This is a genomic window from Ramlibacter sp. WS9, from assembly GCF_003797765.1.
Lineage (GTDB): Bacteria > Pseudomonadota > Gammaproteobacteria > Burkholderiales > Burkholderiaceae_C > Ramlibacter.
In genome coordinates this window covers 203,943-220,606 of record NZ_RKMB01000002.1, presented here as the reverse complement: position 1 = coordinate 220,606, position 16,664 = coordinate 203,943, and the positions used below count along the sequence as shown (strand labels likewise).

Sequence of the window (16,664 nt, the reverse complement as noted above, 5' to 3'; positions counted from 1 at the left end):
TCAAGCTCCGAGGTAGGAACGCTGGATGTCGGGAGAGGCGAGCAGGTCTCCGGCCGCGCCCTGCATCGTGAGGGCGCCCGTTTCCATCACATAGGCCCGGTTCGCCAGGCGCAGCGTGAGATCGGCGTTCTGTTCCACGATCAGCAGCGCCGTGCCCTGCTCCTGGTTGATGCGCCGCAGCGTCGCGAACATCTCCTGCGTGACGGCCGGCGCCAGTCCCAGCGAGGGCTCGTCGCACAGCAACAGGCGTGGCCGTGACATGAGTGCGCGCGCGATCGCCAGCATCTGCTGTTCGCCGCCGCTGAGCATGCCGGCCGGCTGGCGGCGCCGCTCGCGCAGGCGCGGAAACACGTCGAACCAGCGCTCGATGTCCTGCGCAATCTGGCGGCGCAAGGCCACCGTGTAGGCGCCCAGCGCGAGGTTCTCTTCCACGCTGAATTCGCCGAAAGTGCCGCGGCCCTGCGGCACCAGCGCCAGCCCGAGTCGCACGCGCTGAGCCGGCGATGCGGCTGTCACGTCCGCGCCATCGAGGGCGATTCGGCCGCGCGCGGGCAGCAGGCCGGCGATCGCGCGCAAGGTGGTGGTTTTGCCGGCGCCATTGGCCCCGAGCAGGGCCACGATCTCGCCCGGATGCACGTGGAAGGCGAGGTCGTGCAACACCTCGACCGCGCCGTACCCAGAGCGCAGGCCGCTCACTTGCAGCAATGTCATGTCTGCGCTCCGGCGGCGTTCGATGGGCGCCCCAGGTAGGCAGCCACCACCTCGGGATTCGCGCGTACTTCGGCGGGCGTGCCCTGCGCGAGATTGCGCCCCAGGTGCATCACCACCAGCCGGCTGCACAGGCCCATCACCAGGCCCATGTGGTGCTCCACCAGCAGCACGGTGAGCCGATGCGCATCGCGGATGCGCCGCACCAGCTCGCCGAACTGCGCCACTTCGCTGTGCGTGAGGCCGCCGGCCGGCTCGTCCAGCAGCAGCAGGCGCGGCCGAGAGGCAAGCGCGCGCGCGATCTCCACGCGCTTCTGCGTCGGATACGGTATGGCGCCGGCCGGTTCGTTGCGCAGCGCATCGAGATCGAGCTCGTCCAGGATGGAACGGCACCGCGCCACGAGGTCGCGCTCGGCCTGCCGCGCCGCCGCGGGCCGCAGCAGGCTGCCGAGCATCGACTGCCCCGCTGCATGGTGTCCACCGAGCATCACGTTCTCCAGCACGGTCATTCCGCCGTACAGCCCCACGTTCTGGAAGGTGCGGGCGATGCCCGCGGCGACGACATGGCGCGGATGGATGCGATCGATGGCGCGGCCGGCGAAGCGGATGCTGCCGCCAAATGTGTCGTACATGCGCGTGATCCCGTTGAACAGCGTGGTCTTGCCCGCGCCGTTGGGCCCGATCAGCCCGCAGATCTCGCCTTCGGAAAGTGACAGGCTGACCGCGTCCAGGGCGCGCACGCCGCCGAAGCGCGCGCTCACCCGGTCGATCTCCAGCAGGGGCGGCGTCATTGATGGCTCTCCATCGTTGCCCGAAAGCCTTCTCCTCTCGCGAGCGCCTCGGAAAACTCACGTCTTGCGCGCACCCCGTGGATGTGCTCGTAGTCCGGCGCAGGCGTTGTGTCTCCCGGCTCCAGGTGAAGCTCGACGAACGTCGGGCCAGAAGCGCTCAACAGCGCCGGCACCTTCGCCGCGAAAGCGGACAGTTCCGATAACGATTCGGTATGACGGTATCCGGCACTGCGCGCGATCCCGGCGAAATCGAGGACGCCTTGCGCGGGGATGGGGTGGCCGCCGTTGGCCTCGTAGCTTCCATTGCGCGAGACGAAGTGGATGAGGTTCTTCGGCGCCGCCGCCGCGATCGTGACCAGCGTTCCGAGGTTCATCAGCAGACTGCCGTCCCCATCGAGCACCACGATGCGCCGCTGCGGCATGGCCAGCGCCAGGCCGAGCGCATGCGACGAGGCCAAGCCCATCGCGCCCACGGCCACGTAGTTCAGAGGATGGGGCCGTATGGCGAGCCACTCGAAGGCGGACGAGTAGGTGGAGACCACGATGTCGTCGGGCAAAAGACTGGCGAGCAGTTGGAAGCAGGCGTCACGTTTCATGAGTCAGGCACCGGGATAGCGGGTGATGAGGACGGTGAGCGGTTCGCTCAGGTCGAAGGCGCGGGTGATGGCGGGCGCGATGGCGGCGGCTTCATCGGTGTTTCGCGCCAGCCGGTACGGCATGCCCATCGCCTCGATCAACGGGATCATCCGATTGACGCCGTAGTTGGCGGATTGCCTCGGATCCTCCGGCGCGTCCGCGAACAACAGGCCCACCAGCATGCAGATGGGTTGTCGATACTCCATCGCGATCGCGCGGATCGCGTTCATGGACGCCAGGAAGCCCGTGTACTGGATCAGAATCGCCGCGCGCTTTCCGCCGGCCAGGAGCCCAGCGCAAATGCCAATGGCCTCTTCCTCCCGGCACACCCGCAGCAGCTTGAGCTGTGGGTCCGTGGCGAGGGGGCGCAGCACGCCGTCGGAGGTGGTCAGGTCGGGAACGGAGATGACGTACTCGATCTCCGCGCTCTTGAGGGCGTCAAGGATGGCGGCGCCACTGAGTGGGGTGTGTGCGTCGCTCATTGGTATTCCACCCACACGCTCTTGGTCTGCAGGAACTCGCGGACGGCCTCCTGGCCGTTCTCGCGGCCGAATCCCGACTTCTTGAAGCCGCCCAGGGGCGTCATGCTGCTGACGCCGCGATAGCTGTTGATCCAGACCGTTCCCGCCTCGAGTTCTTCGTGGAGGCGCAACGCGCGGTCCAGGTCGCGCGTCCACACGCCGGCCGCCAGGCCGAAGGGGGAATCGTTGGCGATTGCCACTGCTTCGGCCTCGGTCTTGAAGCGCATCACGGCAAGCACGGGGCCGAAGACTTCTTCCCGCCAGACCCGCATAGAGGCGGTCACGCCGGTGAAGATCGTGGGCGGAACGAACAATCCATTTGAAGGGCAGCCCGGAGGGAGTTCGCCCTTGAATGCCCGGGTGGCACCTTGCTCGTGCGCATCGAGCAAGTGCGATTGGATCGTGTCGAACTGGGCGCGGGTTGTGATCGGCCCCATCGTTGTCTCGGCGGCGAGTGGGTCGCCGACAACGATGGCACGGGCTCGCTCTACAAGGCGCCGCACGAACTCATCGTAAATGCCAGCTTGCAGCAGCAGACGCGAGCCCGCCACGCAGGACTGTCCGCTGGACGAAAAGATGCCGGCGGCCACTGTCGGGACCGCCCGATCGAGGTCCGCATCGTCGAAGACGATGACCGGCGATTTGCCGCCAAGCTCCATCACCGTGGGCTTGAGGTGCTTCGCAGCGAGCATCGAGACGGCGCGTCCGCCGGCTTCCCCGCCGGTGAAGGTGACCTTCGCAACTCTCTTGTCCGCGACCAGGGCCTCGCCGACCTCGTGCCCGTAGCCGGTCACCACATTCACCACGCCTGCCGGGAACCCGGCTTCGGTCACGAGCCCGGCGAAGTGCAGTGTGGACACCGACGCGTGCTCCGACGGCTTGACGATCGTTGTGCAGCCTGCGGCGAGAGCGGGTGCGATCTTCCACGAGGCGATGACCAGCGGGGAGTTCCAGGGCGTGATCGCGAGCACCACGCCCACCGGCTCGTGCCGCGTGAAGTTGAACACGCCCACGCGGTCGACTGGGATGACCTCGCCCTGGAGTTTGTCTGCCAATCCCGCGAAGTAGCGCCAGTGCTGTGGGAGGTACGCGTACTGCTTGCGCAATTCGGAGATGGGCTTGCCGTTGTCGCGCGCGTCCAGTCTCGCAAGCAGTTCCGCGTCCCGCTCCAGCAGGTCCGCCAGGGCGAACATCAGGGCGCCGCGTTCGGTGGGCGTCAGTTTCGCCCACCGTCCGCGCAGCGCCCCGTGCGCGGCAGCAGCAGCCACGCCCGCATCGTCCGCGTTCCCGCGGGGGATCATCGCCCAGGCTTTTTCGGTGGCCGGATTCAGTGAGGCGAGCCACTCACCACCGCAGGGGTCATGCGCGCTTCCTCCGATCTGCATGGGGTATCGCGCGACTTCGATTTTCTCAGGCATCATTCCAACATTCGGACCATTCATGGCGGGTACTTTCCGTCAAACGGTGGTTAGCTATCAAATGCTCTGACTTTTGTTCCGTATATTGGACTATTCATGACAACACAAACCCTCGAACGAGCCATCGGCCTGATCCGCATCCTTGCTTCGGCCGGCGCGGATGGGCGGCGCCTGGTCGAGTTGCAGCAGGCCTCGGGCCTGACGAAGCCCACCGTCCACCGCATCCTGGACACGCTGAAGAGAGAGGGCGTGGTGGAGCAGATGGACGAGACCCGCCGCTATCGGTTGGGTCAGGAGCTCGCTGTGCTGGGGTGGTCGGCAAGCCGGACTGTCTACGACCTCAAGGAGCTTGCCGCCGAAGAGATGTTGGCCGTGGCCGCCAAGACGGGCGACACCAGTTTCCTTGCGATTCGCAGTGGGCTGGAGTCCGTATGCATCGATCGCCAGACGGGTGACTACCCGGTGAAGGCCTTCACCGTGGAGGTGGGCACGCGGCGTCCTTTGGGGATAGGCGCGACGGGTGTGGCGTTGCTGGCCGCATTGCCGCCCGAGGAATGCGCGAGTGTGCTCGACTCGATTCAAGGAGGCCTCGGCCGCTTCCCCGGCCTGACGATCCGGCAGATACGGGAAACAGTGGAGCGGGCCAGGACGACGGGGTATGCGCTGAGCGACGGCCTGATGCTGAAGGGGGTGCGCGGCGTTGCAGTGGTCATCAGAAACACGCTGGACCGCCCGATCGCCGCCATCGGCACCGCCGCCATCAGCGACCGCATGCGCAACGCGCGCATCCCCGAGATCATCAAGATCCTGCGGATGCACGCCAGCCACATCCAGCAACGCATCGCGGCGGCCGAGAGCGGCACGGGAACGGGCAGCGTCCGCCAGTTCCGCGGGGCATCGGCCAAGGCGAAAGGAAGCAGCAGGTCCAAATAGCGGACCATTCCGGCGACAGTTTGCCGGGGAGTATTGATCGAGAAGATGATCCGGTTGTCGAAAAGGTCCACGTAGTGGATCGCGACTCGAACTACCCAACCGCACTCATGTTCAAAATCTTCGATCTTCTTAATGGGTCGCGCCTGACGGCCCCGTATGTGGAGAGCTGCCTTGCGAATGGTGTAGCCGCCATTCACATCACGCTCAACAACTTCCAGGGCATCAACCCCGTCCCTGACCTGCGTCACTCGCTCAACCAGCTGGCCAACTACCGCGCGCACCTGCGCACGCTGGACGGCCTGGTGAGGATCGTCGAATCGTTCGACGACTTCGAGCGAGCCAGGGCCGAAAAGAAACTCGCCGTCGTGATGGGCTACCAGAACGTGCCCGGCGTCGAGCGCGATCTGAACCTGCTGCGCCTGTTCCATGACGCCGGCGTGCGCGTGATCCAGATCGCGCACAACATCCGCAACCTCTACGGTGACGGATGCGCGGAACCCGCCGACGCCGGTCTCTCGTCATTGGGGCGAGAGCTGGTGGTGGCCCTGAACGAGCTGGGCATCGTGATCGATCTGTCCCATGTGGGCGACCGCTCCGGGATCGAGGCTACGAAGCTGTCCAGGCAGCCCGTCGCCGTGACGCACGCCAACGCCTTCACGGTCTGCCCCAACATGCGCAACAAGTCCGACGCGCTGCTGGACGCGCTCAAGGTCAATGGCGGGGTGATCGGCATCACCTACCTGCCACCCGTGGTTCGCATGCCCGGCGGCGATGCGCCCACCGCCAATGACGTCATCGCCCACATCGCGCACTGCGTGACGCGCATCGGTGCGGAGCACGTAGGCATCGGCTCGGACTTCATCACCGACCAGCCTGCGGAACGGTACCAGGAGTTCATGCGCAAGCCCGAGGTGTATGGCACCTGGCCCTGGCGCTACCCGGTGGACAACCTTCAGCAGCAGCAAGTGCTGCTCGAGTCCCTTCTCGCGCAGGGCTTCACCCGCGCCCAGGTCGAGGGCATCGCCCAGGACAATTTCATGCGGCTTTTCAAAGCCGTTCTCTCGTGAGAAGGCAAGGAGACACCATGTCCAAACAACCTCTAGGAAAAATCCCGCGCGAAGCGGTCCTGCAGCTCGACATCCCGCGCTACGACCAGCGCATCATCGACAGTTTCCACCAGTTGGAGGATCTGACCGGCACGGTCTCCGACGCACTGGACGAATTGGGGATCGACACCGTGGTCCCCGGCTGCAACCTGCCGCCCAACCTTCCCTCGGCCAGGATCGTCGGGCCGGCGCTCACGCTGCGCAATGTGGAGCAGCGCGACAACGCCTACCGCGGAGCGAAGGAGCGGGTCTCGAAGATGGCGGAGATCGAAGCCCACAACCTGGCCGAGCCTGGCGATGTCCTTGTCATTGAAGGCGTCGTGGGTATCTCCAACATGGGCGGGCTTTCGGTCACCATCGCGCAACGCCAGGGCGAAATCGGCGCCATCATCGACGGCGGTGTTCGGGATGTTCAGCACTCGCGCAACCTCAAGTTCCCCGTCTGGTCGCGCGGTGCCAGCTCCATTACCGGCAAGTGGCGCCTGGAGACGGTGGCCGTGAACGGGACGGTGACCATTCTGGGCGTTCAGGTGCGCCCTGGCGACCTGGTGGTGGCGGACGAGGGCGCCGTGTGTTTCGTCCCGCGTGACGCAGTGGAGGCAGTGCTCAAAAGGGCGCACGAGATCGCAGCCGGCGAAGCCGTGCGTTACGCGGATATTCGGTCGGGTGTGCCGGTGCCGGAGCTGGCCCAGCGCACGCACGTGTATAAATTCAACCCGCAACAGCAATGATGAAGCGACGCCAGATCAACCGGGCCATCCTCGCCGCCGGCTGTGCGGCCGCACTGCCACTGCGCGCGCAGGAGCCCTATCCGAACAAGCCGGTCCGCGTGTTGGTGCCATCGACAGCCGGCGGCGGCATCGACTTGCTCGCCCGCATGTTTGCGCAGCGCCTGTCCGAGCAGATGGGTCAGCAGTTCATTGTGGACAACGTGGGCGGCGCGGGCGGAACCATCGCCTCTGGCGCCCTGGCCAGGGCGGCTCCGGACGGCTACACATTGATCTTCCAGGCAACGACGGCGGCAGTGAATGCCGCCTCCCTCACGAAGCTCCCGTTCGATCCGGTCAATGCGCTCACACCGATTTCCATGGCGGCGGAGTTTCCGCTCGTGATGGTCGTCAATCCCGATGTGCCGGCCAAGGACATCAAGGAGTTCATCGCCCTGCTGCGCGCGAATCCGGCCAAGTACAGCTATGGGTCGGCGGGCGTCGGCACCGGCACGCACCTCGCCGCGGAGTGGTTCAAGCTGATGGCCAAGGTCCACATCCTGCACATCCCGTACAAGGGCACCGGGTCGGTGATGCCTGACCTCATCTCCGGGCAGGTGCACATGCTTTTCGATGGCGTGCCCCCGCAGTCCGGGCATATCAAGCTCGGCCGCGTGCGTCCGCTCGCCGTCACCTCGAAGAAGCGATCAAACGCGCTGCCCCATGTGCCGACGATGGCCGAAGTCCTTCCTGGCTACGAGCTGCCGTTCTGGACCGGAATCTTCGCGCCTCCCAACACCCCGGCGCCCATCGTCGACAAATTGGCCGGCGAGATCCGCAAGGCGACCGTGTCGCCCCAGCTGGCCACCAAGCTGCAGGAGTTCGGTGCCGAAGGCCACCCGATGACGCCAGCGGAGTTCGCCAGCTTTTGGAAGCAGCAGGTCGGCCTCTACAGGAAGATCGTCAAGGGCGCCAACATCAAACTCGAAGAAGGCTAGCGCATGTTAGATATCGCAGACACGGCGGAGTTGCCGCTGGTGGACACGCACGCCCACATCTACACCACGTCCATGCCGCTCGCCAAGGATGCGTGGCGAAAAGTGGAGAAGCCGGCGCCGGTGGAGGCTTTTCTTGCGACGCTGGATACGCATCACATTCCGTTCGGCGTGATCGCCGCCGCCAGCATGTTCGGGGAGTACAACGAGTACACCCTCCAGTCCCTGCGGGGGTCGCCACGGCTGCGCGGCACGGTCATTGTTCCGCCGACCATCGATCCCTACCTCTTGCGCCGCATGCGCGACGACGGGGTGGTGGGAGTGCGTTGGGTGTGGTTCATGCGGCCCGATCTCCCGGATGTGCGTTCCGCCGAGTACCGCCTGTTCCTGGCGCGCCTGGCGGACCTCGACATGCACGTCCAGATTCTGTTGGGCGGTGAGCGCCTTGCGCCGGTGTTGGAGGCGCTCGCGGACTGCCCTGCGAAGGTGGTCGTCGACCACTTCGGCTTCCCGGACCCCAAGCTCGGTACCCAGTGCCCCGGTTACCAGGCGGCTGTGCGCGCCGTGGACAACGGACGCACCTGGGTCAAGATGGCCGCGTGGCACCGCCTCGGCGAGGCCGGCCCGCAAGTTGGCAGCGCTTTGCTCGCCGCACTCGGTACCGAGCGCGTGCTGTGGGGCAGCGACTGGCCCTTCGTCGCCGCGCATGAGGGCTACGCCTACGGCGAAGCGGTCAAGTCCTTCTTCGATGCCGTCCCCGACCCTCTGCAGCGGCGGCAAATCTCTGAAACAGCACTGCGGCTGTACTTTGGCCACTAATCCCATGAACAAGCTTTTCATCACCCCTGCCTCCCACTTCACGCGCAAGTGCCGCGTCACGCTCATCGAACTCGGTCTGGAAGACCGCTTCGAACTGATCCCCACCAGCTGGCCGCACAACTGGGGGACCGAGACCACACCATACCGGGAAGACTTTCTTGACGCGTCGCCCATCGCCAGGATTCCGGCGCTGCTGACCGACGATGGACTGCGCCTGGCGGACTCGTCCACCATCTGCGAGTACCTGAACGACGAACTCGGCAACTTCCGGTTGTGCCCTCAGAGCGGGAGGGAGCGCTGGGAGATTCTGTCCGTCGTTTCCATCGCCACGCATGGCTTGATGGAGGCCCAGGTGCTGCGGCGCGCGGAGATGCTGCGCAAACGCGAGGGATCGCCCAGTCCGCAGGAATTCTCCGGCAGCTTCGTGCGCAAGATGATGGACCGCCAGGACCGCTGCTACGAGTACCTCGACAAGATATGCGGCGACTTCCGCGATGAGCCCGACCTGGGCCAGATCGCGGTCGCTTGCGCTTGCGCCACTTCCGATTTTCGTTTTCCCGAGGACGACTGGCGCAATCCGGCGCCACGCCTGGCGAAGTGGTACGACAGCTTTGCCCAGCGTCCTTCGATGCAAATAACCATGCAGGGCGAGACCCCGCGCTGATTCCAGGAGAAACACTTCATGAAATTCATCTACTACCGCGAGGAAAGCTCGAACCTCTGGCGCTGGACGCTGTACGGCGAAGACCGTCGCAAAGTCGCAGAGAGTGTTGAGAAGTACTACAACCAAGCCGACTGCCTGGCCGCCATCGAGCTGGTCAAGAACTCGAAGGATGCAGAGGTCAATCAACGATGAGCGACATGAGCACTATCAGTCGAACCGCCGGCGCCGAAGCCATCGCTTACGTCGGTCACTGGATCGACGGGCAGGACCCACAGGTCGCCGGCGCCAGGACCTCCCCCATCTTCAATCCCGCGACGGGAACGAACATCGGCCATGTTGCGCTCGCTACCCGAGCGGATGTTGACCGCGCGGTCGCATCCGCCGCCAGGGCATTCCCCAAGTGGTCCCAGACCCCGCCCATCCGCCGCGCGCGGGTGCTGTTCAAGTTCCTGGAGCTGCTGAACCGGCATCGGGACGAACTGGCCGCGGCGATCACCCGCGAGCACGGCAAAGTGGCATCCGATGCCCAAGGCGAAGTCACGCGCGGCATCGAGATCGTGGAGTTCGCGTGCGGCATTCCGCAGCTTCTCAAAGGTGACTACACCGACCAGGTGTCCACCGGCATCGACAACTGGACTCTGCGTCAACCGCTGGGCGTGGTGGCCGGTGTCACCCCCTTCAACTTCCCGGTGATGGTGCCGATGTGGATGTTCCCGGTCGCGATCGCGGCGGGCAATACGTTCATCCTCAAGCCCAGCCCGCTGGATCCCACGCCCTCGATCATGCTGGCGCGGCTCTTCAAGGAAGCGGGCCTTCCCGATGGTGTGTTCAATGTGGTGCAGGGGGACAAGGACGCAGTGGACGCACTCCTGGAACACCCGGACGTCAAGGCGCTGTCGTTTGTGGGGTCGACGCCCGTGGCGCACAAGATCTACATGGAGGGCGCCAGACACGGGAAGCGGGTGCAAGCCCTGGGTGGTGCGAAGAACCACATGGTCGTGATGCCCGACGCGGACATGGACCAGGCAGCGGACGCATTGATCGGTGCGGCGTTCGGTTCCGCGGGCGAGCGATGCATGGCCCTCTCCGTCGCCGTGTTGGTCGGCGACGCAGCCGAACGCATCCTCCCGATCCTCACGCAGAAGACTCGCGCCCTGAAAGTCAGGAACGGAACGGACCCCGAAGCGGAGATGGGGCCGATCATCAGCACAGCCGCGCGGGAGCGGATCGCCGGGTACATTGCGCAAGGGCAGAGCGAAGGTGCGAAGCTGCTGGTGGACGGACGCGAGTTCAGGCAGGCGAGTGCAGGCGGCGGTTGCGACAACGGGTTCTGGCTAGGTGGCACGCTGTTCGACCAGGTGACCCCCGGGATGAGCGTCTACAAGGATGAGATCTTCGGTCCCGTGCTCAGTTGCCTTCGCGTTGCGACGCTCGAGGAAGCCGTGGAACTGATCAACGCGCATGAATACGGAAACGGCGTGTGCTGCTTCACCCGTGATGGCAGCACGGCCCGCGAGTTCGCACGCAACATCGAGGTGGGCATGGTCGGCATCAACGTCCCGTTGCCCGTGCCGATGGCCTGGCACGGTTTCGGCGGATGGAAGAAGAGCCTGTTCGGCGACATGCACATCTACGGCGAGGAGGGCGTGCGGTTCTACACCAAGCAAAAATCCGTCATGCAGCGCTGGCCGGTGGGCAAGCGCACGGGCGCCGAGTTCAGTATGCCTACGGCAGTTTGATCGCACCGCCGAATTGGCATCATGCTGCCATCTGCGGCAGCATTGACGCCAAAGGGATAGTGCCGGCTCAGCCCGGCGCGCGGATCAGCGACTGATGCTCGGCCGAGATGGCCGCGAGTCGCTTGAAATCAGGCGAGGTGGGCGAAATCTCGCGATCGATGTGTTCGAACATCGCCGAGGCGGCTTCGCGGCCGGTGATGGAGATCATCTGGGCACCGTCCGTGCCGACACGGAACCAGTGAACCGTGCCTGCCGGCAAGTGCACAAGCGTACCGGCTCGGGCGACATGCTCCTCATCGCCGAAGCCGAATTTCACGTCACCGCGCACCACATAGAAAGACTCGTCCCACGGATGATGGTGCGGCGGTGCGCCACTGCCTTCCACGCCGTCCTGCAGGAAGATTTCGTATCCACCCGTGTTCTTGCCCGAGGCGAGGACCTTGACTTGCAGGCCGACCACCTCGAGCGGGCGCGGGTAGGTGGCGGGTTCGATGAAGAAGGCGGGCCGCTTGATGGCGTCCATGAGTTGTCTCCTGAAATTGTTCATACGAGCCGCAAGAACCTTCGCGCCAAGCGGAGTGGTGCATTGCTGGTCTGCGGTGCTACCGCTGCGGCTTCCGCCTCGGTTTCGACATGCTAGTCAGTAACTTGTGCGCGCCAAGTTTTTTTCAACACGTTCCATGATGCGGACCTCTTGAGGGGGTTGGCTCATTGGCGCATGACCGGACGGAGCGGCAGAATCGCAGGGTCCGGTTCCGCCAATTGGACTATCAGGGGGCGGAGACAGCGCTGCTTGGGCCATGCTCGAGCAAGTGCTCGGCGAATGCCTGCGCCGCAGGTGACAGTGAAACTCCGGCCCGGTGCACCATCAGGACCTCTCGTTCGATCGCGGGCTTCTCCAGGCGTTTCCAGCCGAACCGCCTCTGGTCCACCAGTGCCGTGGCATGCGCTGGGACGATCGCCACACCCAGCCCGGCCTTCACCCACCCGATCAGCGTGCCGCTGTACGTGGCTTCGAAGGCGGGCTCCAGCGGCAACTCGGCAGCAGCCAAACCGGCTTGGGTCAGTTCCCTGAAGACACTGCCGCTGCGCAGGGCCAGGATGGGGTTGCCACGCAGATCCTTCCAGGTCAGGCGGCTTGCGCGGCTGAACGCATGGTGTTTGAGGAAGATGGCTACCAGCGGTTCGCGAAAGAGCAGAGTGCTGGAGAGATCCGCCTCTGTCTTGCGGAAAGTACCGATGCCCAGGTCTGCCGCGCCGGAACGCACATTCGGCAGCACCTGGTCCGTCAGTGAGTCCAGTACCAGCACATCGACGCCAGGGTGCAGGCGCCCGAACGTCGCCAGGATGGACGGCAACAAGGTGCTCGACAGAACCAGCGGCGCGGCCACGACCACGCGGCCGCGCTGCTTCGTGATCAGCTTGTCCACGTTGCCGATCGCATGCTCAAGGTCGATCAGTATGCGTTGTGCGCTGGCAAAGAACTCTTGCCCTACCGTGGTAACGGCGATGCTTCGAGTGGTGCGATCGATCAGGCGTGAGCCCAGTTCTTCTTCCAGGTCCCTCACCAGAATGCTGACCGCCGATTGCGTCAGGTGCATCGCGTGTCCGGCGGCTGTGAAGCTGCCTTTCTCGACAACCAATGTGAAAGCGCGCAACTGGCGAACCGTCAGATTCATGAATTTCAAGAATTTGTTTATTGAAAAGATTCGTTTGAATTATGAACCCAGTGCTCCTTTAATACGCGCAGCCGCTTCGTGCAGGAGGCGAGCCAAACACAAAAGGAGATTTCGATGAGATTGAAAAAGTTGATCGCCATTGGCGCGATAGGGCTCGCCGCGATCAGCGGTGCGGTGCTCACTGCATGTGGATCGGCCGAGGGTTCGCCGATCTTGCAAAGTGACGCCAAGGCCAAGCCGCTCTACCTTGACCTGACCCACGAGATCCCGACTTTCGCGCCTCTGGCCAGCGACCCCGCCAAGCCAGACCTGACCCAGCCCCATGCACACAGCCAGCCGGTGCCCAGCTTCTTCAGGCAGGTTGCATTGCAGCCCAGCGAAAATCACTTTGATGACGGGCATTTCTATCGGTCCTACATGACGATCGCGGAGCACTTTGGCACACACATCGATGCGCCGGCTCACTACGTCAATGTTCCCGGAACGGTCGAGGCCGATGCCACTTTGCCTCGCAGGTTTCAAAATCAGTTGACCCTTGCAGACCTGACCGGCCCCATTGTCCTGGTCGACATCGGCCAACGCGTGCAGGCCCAACTGGACAAGAACGGCGGCACGCCCAGCCCGCAGAAAACCGTGATGGACTTCTCGGAGGCCTCGCCCAACAACGTCACGGCCCAGGACATCGCGGCTGTGGCCGACAAGCTCCAGAACGGCAGCTGGATCGTCGTGAACACCGGCTGGTCGCGCTTCTACAAAGGGGGTGATCTTGCGACATCGCCCTACATCAATGGCTGGAATTTTCCTGGCGTGAGCGGGTCGGCTATCGAGGCACTGATCGCCCTGGAAAAACAGAAGGGAATCCGCATCAACGGAATCGCCATCGACAATATTGGCATCGACTCTGGCGAGGGCCAGGCCGGCCATGACGCAAGCTTTACGGGGCATATCTATGCATCGCATGTGCGCGGCTTGCAGCGGGGCTGGAAGTTCATCGAGAACGCCACCAACCTGGCCTCGATCGCTTCGGCCAAGGCCGACAGCTGCACCCTCATCGCAGGCGCGCTCCCCCTGGTCATTGGCAGTGGTAGCCCAGCCCGGGTCATCGCCATCTGCGAAAAGTAGCCTGCATACCGAACGGGGCCATTCAATGAAACAACCCAAGTTACTCGCCCTCGTCGCCACGGCCATTCTCGCGTGTGCGCCGCTCGCTGCCATGGCGCAGGCCTGGCCCGCCAAGCCGATCACCTACGTCGTGCCGTTCACGCCGGGCGGAACGACCGATGTGGTGGGCCGCACCATCAGTCACGGACTGGCGACCGCGCTCGGCCAGCCGGTAATCGTGGATAACAAGCCGGGTGCGGCCGGCGCCATCGCTGCTCGCCTGGTGGCGAAGGCGAATCCGGACGGCTACACGCTTCTGGGCGGCACGATCAGCACGCATGCGATCAATGCGGGCCTCTACAAGAACCTGGGGTACGACCCCGTCAAGGACTTCGAGCCCATCTCGCTGGTGGGCTTCATTCCCAATGCGCTGTACGTCAACGCGCAACTGCCTGTGCGCACGGTGCAGGAGCTGATCGCGCTACTCAAGAAGGACGCTGCCGCGCGCACCTTCGCATCGCCCGGCGCCGGCTCGTCCACGCACCTGGCCGGTGAACTCTTCGCTGACCTGATCGGGGTGCCGCTGACCCACGTGCCCTACAAGGGACAACCGCAGGCCCTGCAGGATGTCGCGGCCGGCCAGGTGGCGTTCCTGTTCGACCAGCTGACGGCGGGCATGCCGCTGGTGAAGGCGGGCAAGCTCAGGTTGCTGGCCGTGACGACGGCCAAGCGCATCGCGGCAGTGCCCGATGCGCCAACCATGGACGAGGCGGGCGTCAAGGGCTTCGAGATGGCGGCGTGGCAGGCCGTGTACGCGCCCAAGGGCACGCCGAAGGCGGTCGTCGACCGGCTCAACAAGGAAATCGTGGCGATGGTGAAGTCGCCTGAGGTGCGCGAGAAGATGGCGGCGACCGGGATCGAAGTCGTGGGGAGCACCCCGGAGGAGCTGACGAAGTTCATGCAGAAGGAAATTCCGCGCTGGGCCGCGCTGGTCCAAAAGTCCGGCGCGCAGGTCGACTAAGTTCGGAGGAAACCCCATGAATCCCAGAATATGGATGCTGGCCGCATCGGGCGCCTTGCTCGCGGGTTGTGCCGGCATGGCGCAACCGACCGATAGCGCGATCCCGCTCAAGAGCGTGCGCGGCTATCACGTCGGCGGCGAACGAAAGACCTTGTCGGGTTTGCCGATCAAGGAAGTGCGCACCAATCCCCAGGCACCGATCCGCAAGTCCGATCCCAACGGGGACTACCAGGTTGGCCAGCTGTACGTCCAGCAGTTCACTCTGGCATCGCCCAAGGCGAAGGTGCCGATGCTGCTGTGGCATGGCGGCGGTTTGACCGGGGTCACCTGGGAGACGACGCCCGATGGCCGGGCCGGATGGCATGAGTATTTCATGCGCGCGGGCTATGACACGCTGGTTTCCGACGCTGTGGAACGAGGCCGCTCCTCGTGGGCGCGCTATCCGGAACTCAACCCCTCCGAGCCCGAGCACCGCACCATCGATCAATCGTGGGGCATCTTTCGCTTCGGTCCCGCCGATGGTTACGCGGCCGATGTCAGCAAGCAAAAATCTTATCCGGGGATGCAGTTCCCGGTGGCTTCGATCGACCAGTTCACCAAGCAGTTTGTCGCGCGCTGGACGAATACCGATGCGCAGATCCAGAGCGCCTACGACGCGCTGGTGCAGCGGGTCTGCCCTTGCGTCATCGTCGGGCACAGCCAAGCCGGCCAGTTCGTCTACACCGCGGCCCAGCGCGCGCCCGACAAGGTGAAGGCCGTCGTGCTGATCGAGCCGGCCTCGGCCCTTGACCCGGCGAAGGTCGATCCCGCCCGAGTCAAGCACATACCGCACCTGACAGTGTGGGGCGACTACCTGAGCGACAGCGCGCTTTGGACGCGCTACCGCAACACCGCGGAGACCTACACGAATGCCATCAAGAAAGTTGGCGGCACCACGGACACCATCGACCTGCCCGCGATGGGGATTCGCGGCAACAGCCACATGGTGATGATGGATCGCAACAGCGACCAGGTCGCCCGCCTGGTGCGTGACTGGCTGGTCAAGCAGGGCATCGAGAAGTGACGAAAGACACAGTGCAAAGCAGCCAAACCATGACCGAAAAGAAACTGACCGGAAAAATCGCCCGTGAGCGCATTCGCCTGATGCAGGTGCCGCGCCCGGCTCAAGCCTTGATCGACGGCTTCAAGTCCCTCGGCGGCGACGCCAGCAGCATCGTCTCCGACATCATGGACGAACTGGGCATCGTCGGTGTTCTGCCGGCTTCGCGGTTCGTTCCCACCATCGCCGGCGCGTGTATGGTGGGACCTGCGTTGACGGTGCGCAACGTGATGCAGCGGGAGCATGCCTATGAGACCGCTCGGGCCCATGTCAACAAGATGGCCGAGTTCGAGGCGCACAACCTCGCGTTGCCGGGCGATGTGCTCGTGATCGACGGTGTCAGCGGCATCTCCAACATGGGCGGAATCTCGGCGCAAACCGGCAAGCGCCAGGGAGAAGCGGGCGCGGTCATCAGCGGCGCCATTCGCGATGTTTCCCATTCCAGGGCCGTGGGCTATCCCGTCTGGGCCACCGAGATTTCACCGGTAACCGGCAAGTGGCGCATCGAAACCGTCGAGATCAATGGCGACGTGGAGATCGGCGGCATCCGCGTTTCGCCCGGCGACATCGTGCTGGCAGATGACACCGGCGTCTGTTTCCTCCCCCGCACCCGGGCCGGGGAAGTGCTGGTGCTGGCCGAGAAAAAGGCCGCGGCTGAAGCCCGCAAGTGCAAGCTTATCGACGAAGGCTGGGCGGTTGCCGACCTGCCCGCCAACGCCTGACCGAC

The 16,664-nt window shown here is 64.5% G+C and carries 19 protein-coding genes; 12 read left to right on the top strand and 7 right to left on the bottom strand.

The window, feature by feature from the left end:
- From EEB15_RS03970 to EEB15_RS03950, 5 genes are read right to left on the bottom strand one after another with little or no spacing between them, the layout of a single operon-like run.
- Complete coding sequence (locus EEB15_RS03970; RefSeq protein WP_141508234.1) at positions 1–711, bottom strand: ABC transporter ATP-binding protein; 711 nt, start codon at positions 709–711, stop codon at positions 1–3.
- A complete protein-coding gene (locus EEB15_RS03965) occupies positions 708–1,499 on the bottom strand; it encodes an ABC transporter ATP-binding protein (protein ID WP_141508233.1) in 792 nt (263 codons plus the stop codon). Before EEB15_RS03965 ends, EEB15_RS03970 begins: the two co-directional genes overlap by 4 nt.
- Positions 1,496–2,095, bottom strand: coding sequence for a thiamine pyrophosphate-dependent enzyme (locus EEB15_RS03960; protein WP_141508232.1), 600 nt, complete (start codon positions 2,093–2,095; stop codon positions 1,496–1,498). Before EEB15_RS03960 ends, EEB15_RS03965 begins: the two co-directional genes overlap by 4 nt.
- A gap of 3 nt (positions 2,096–2,098) precedes the next feature.
- Entirely contained in the window at positions 2,099–2,617 is a 519-nt protein-coding gene (locus EEB15_RS03955) for a thiamine pyrophosphate-binding protein (RefSeq protein WP_141508231.1), read from the bottom strand.
- Positions 2,614–4,077: an aldehyde dehydrogenase gene (locus EEB15_RS03950; protein WP_233259345.1), complete on the bottom strand. Its 1,464-nt coding sequence runs from the start codon at positions 4,075–4,077 to the stop codon at positions 2,614–2,616. Before EEB15_RS03950 ends, EEB15_RS03955 begins: the two co-directional genes overlap by 4 nt.
- Before the next feature lie 93 nt (positions 4,078–4,170).
- On the opposite strand from EEB15_RS03950, the gene EEB15_RS03945 reads away from it, so the two are divergent.
- The 8 genes from EEB15_RS03945 to EEB15_RS03910 are packed head-to-tail and all read left to right on the top strand — an operon-like array spanning position 4,171 to position 11,037.
- The gene (locus EEB15_RS03945; RefSeq protein ID WP_141508230.1) at positions 4,171–5,007 is read left to right on the top strand and encodes an IclR family transcriptional regulator; all 837 of its coding nucleotides are present in this window, start codon (positions 4,171–4,173) and stop codon (positions 5,005–5,007) included.
- Positions 5,008–5,027: 20 nt separating this feature from the next.
- Positions 5,028–6,074: a dipeptidase gene (locus tag EEB15_RS03940; RefSeq protein ID WP_255466283.1), complete on the top strand. Its 1,047-nt coding sequence runs from the start codon at positions 5,028–5,030 to the stop codon at positions 6,072–6,074.
- A gap of 17 nt (positions 6,075–6,091) precedes the next feature.
- Positions 6,092–6,844, top strand: a complete 753-nt coding sequence (locus tag EEB15_RS03935) for an RraA family protein (protein ID WP_141508228.1) — start codon at positions 6,092–6,094, stop codon at positions 6,842–6,844.
- Entirely contained in the window at positions 6,841–7,818 is a 978-nt protein-coding gene (locus tag EEB15_RS03930) for a tripartite tricarboxylate transporter substrate binding protein (protein WP_141508227.1), read from the top strand. The genes EEB15_RS03935 and EEB15_RS03930 overlap by 4 nt, the downstream gene beginning before the upstream one ends.
- 3 nt (positions 7,819–7,821) lie before the next feature.
- The gene (locus EEB15_RS03925) at positions 7,822–8,634 is read left to right on the top strand and encodes an amidohydrolase (protein WP_141508226.1); all 813 of its coding nucleotides are present in this window, start codon (positions 7,822–7,824) and stop codon (positions 8,632–8,634) included.
- Between the two features lie 4 nt (positions 8,635–8,638).
- Entirely contained in the window at positions 8,639–9,298 is a 660-nt protein-coding gene (locus tag EEB15_RS03920; RefSeq protein WP_158289983.1) for a glutathione S-transferase family protein, read from the top strand.
- Positions 9,299–9,316: 18 nt separating this feature from the next.
- A complete protein-coding gene (locus tag EEB15_RS03915) occupies positions 9,317–9,490 on the top strand; it encodes a DUF1508 domain-containing protein (RefSeq protein ID WP_141508224.1) in 174 nt (57 codons plus the stop codon).
- A 5-nt stretch (positions 9,491–9,495) separates the two neighbouring features.
- Positions 9,496–11,037, top strand: a complete 1,542-nt coding sequence (locus tag EEB15_RS03910; RefSeq protein WP_141508223.1) for a CoA-acylating methylmalonate-semialdehyde dehydrogenase — start codon at positions 9,496–9,498, stop codon at positions 11,035–11,037.
- Positions 11,038–11,104: 67 nt separating this feature from the next.
- Here EEB15_RS03910 and EEB15_RS03905 read toward each other — a convergent pair whose 3' ends face one another.
- Entirely contained in the window at positions 11,105–11,560 is a 456-nt protein-coding gene (locus EEB15_RS03905; protein WP_141508222.1) for a cupin domain-containing protein, read from the bottom strand.
- A gap of 247 nt (positions 11,561–11,807) precedes the next feature.
- Entirely contained in the window at positions 11,808–12,716 is a 909-nt protein-coding gene (locus tag EEB15_RS03900; protein WP_141508599.1) for a LysR family transcriptional regulator, read from the bottom strand.
- A gap of 120 nt (positions 12,717–12,836) precedes the next feature.
- Between EEB15_RS03900 and EEB15_RS03895 the strand changes: the two genes are divergently transcribed.
- From EEB15_RS03895 to EEB15_RS03880, 4 genes are read left to right on the top strand one after another with little or no spacing between them, the layout of a single operon-like run.
- Entirely contained in the window at positions 12,837–13,838 is a 1,002-nt protein-coding gene (locus EEB15_RS03895) for a cyclase family protein (protein WP_158289982.1), read from the top strand.
- Between the two features lie 25 nt (positions 13,839–13,863).
- The gene (locus EEB15_RS03890) at positions 13,864–14,838 is read left to right on the top strand and encodes a tripartite tricarboxylate transporter substrate binding protein (RefSeq protein ID WP_141508220.1); all 975 of its coding nucleotides are present in this window, start codon (positions 13,864–13,866) and stop codon (positions 14,836–14,838) included.
- A 16-nt stretch (positions 14,839–14,854) separates the two neighbouring features.
- Positions 14,855–15,901 carry an alpha/beta fold hydrolase gene (locus tag EEB15_RS03885; RefSeq protein WP_141508219.1) on the top strand — a complete coding sequence of 349 codons (1,047 nt, stop codon included), beginning with the start codon at positions 14,855–14,857 and terminating at the stop codon, positions 15,899–15,901.
- Between the two features lie 29 nt (positions 15,902–15,930).
- Entirely contained in the window at positions 15,931–16,659 is a 729-nt protein-coding gene (locus EEB15_RS03880; RefSeq protein ID WP_141508218.1) for an RraA family protein, read from the top strand.
- Positions 16,660–16,664: the final 5 nt, after the last annotated feature.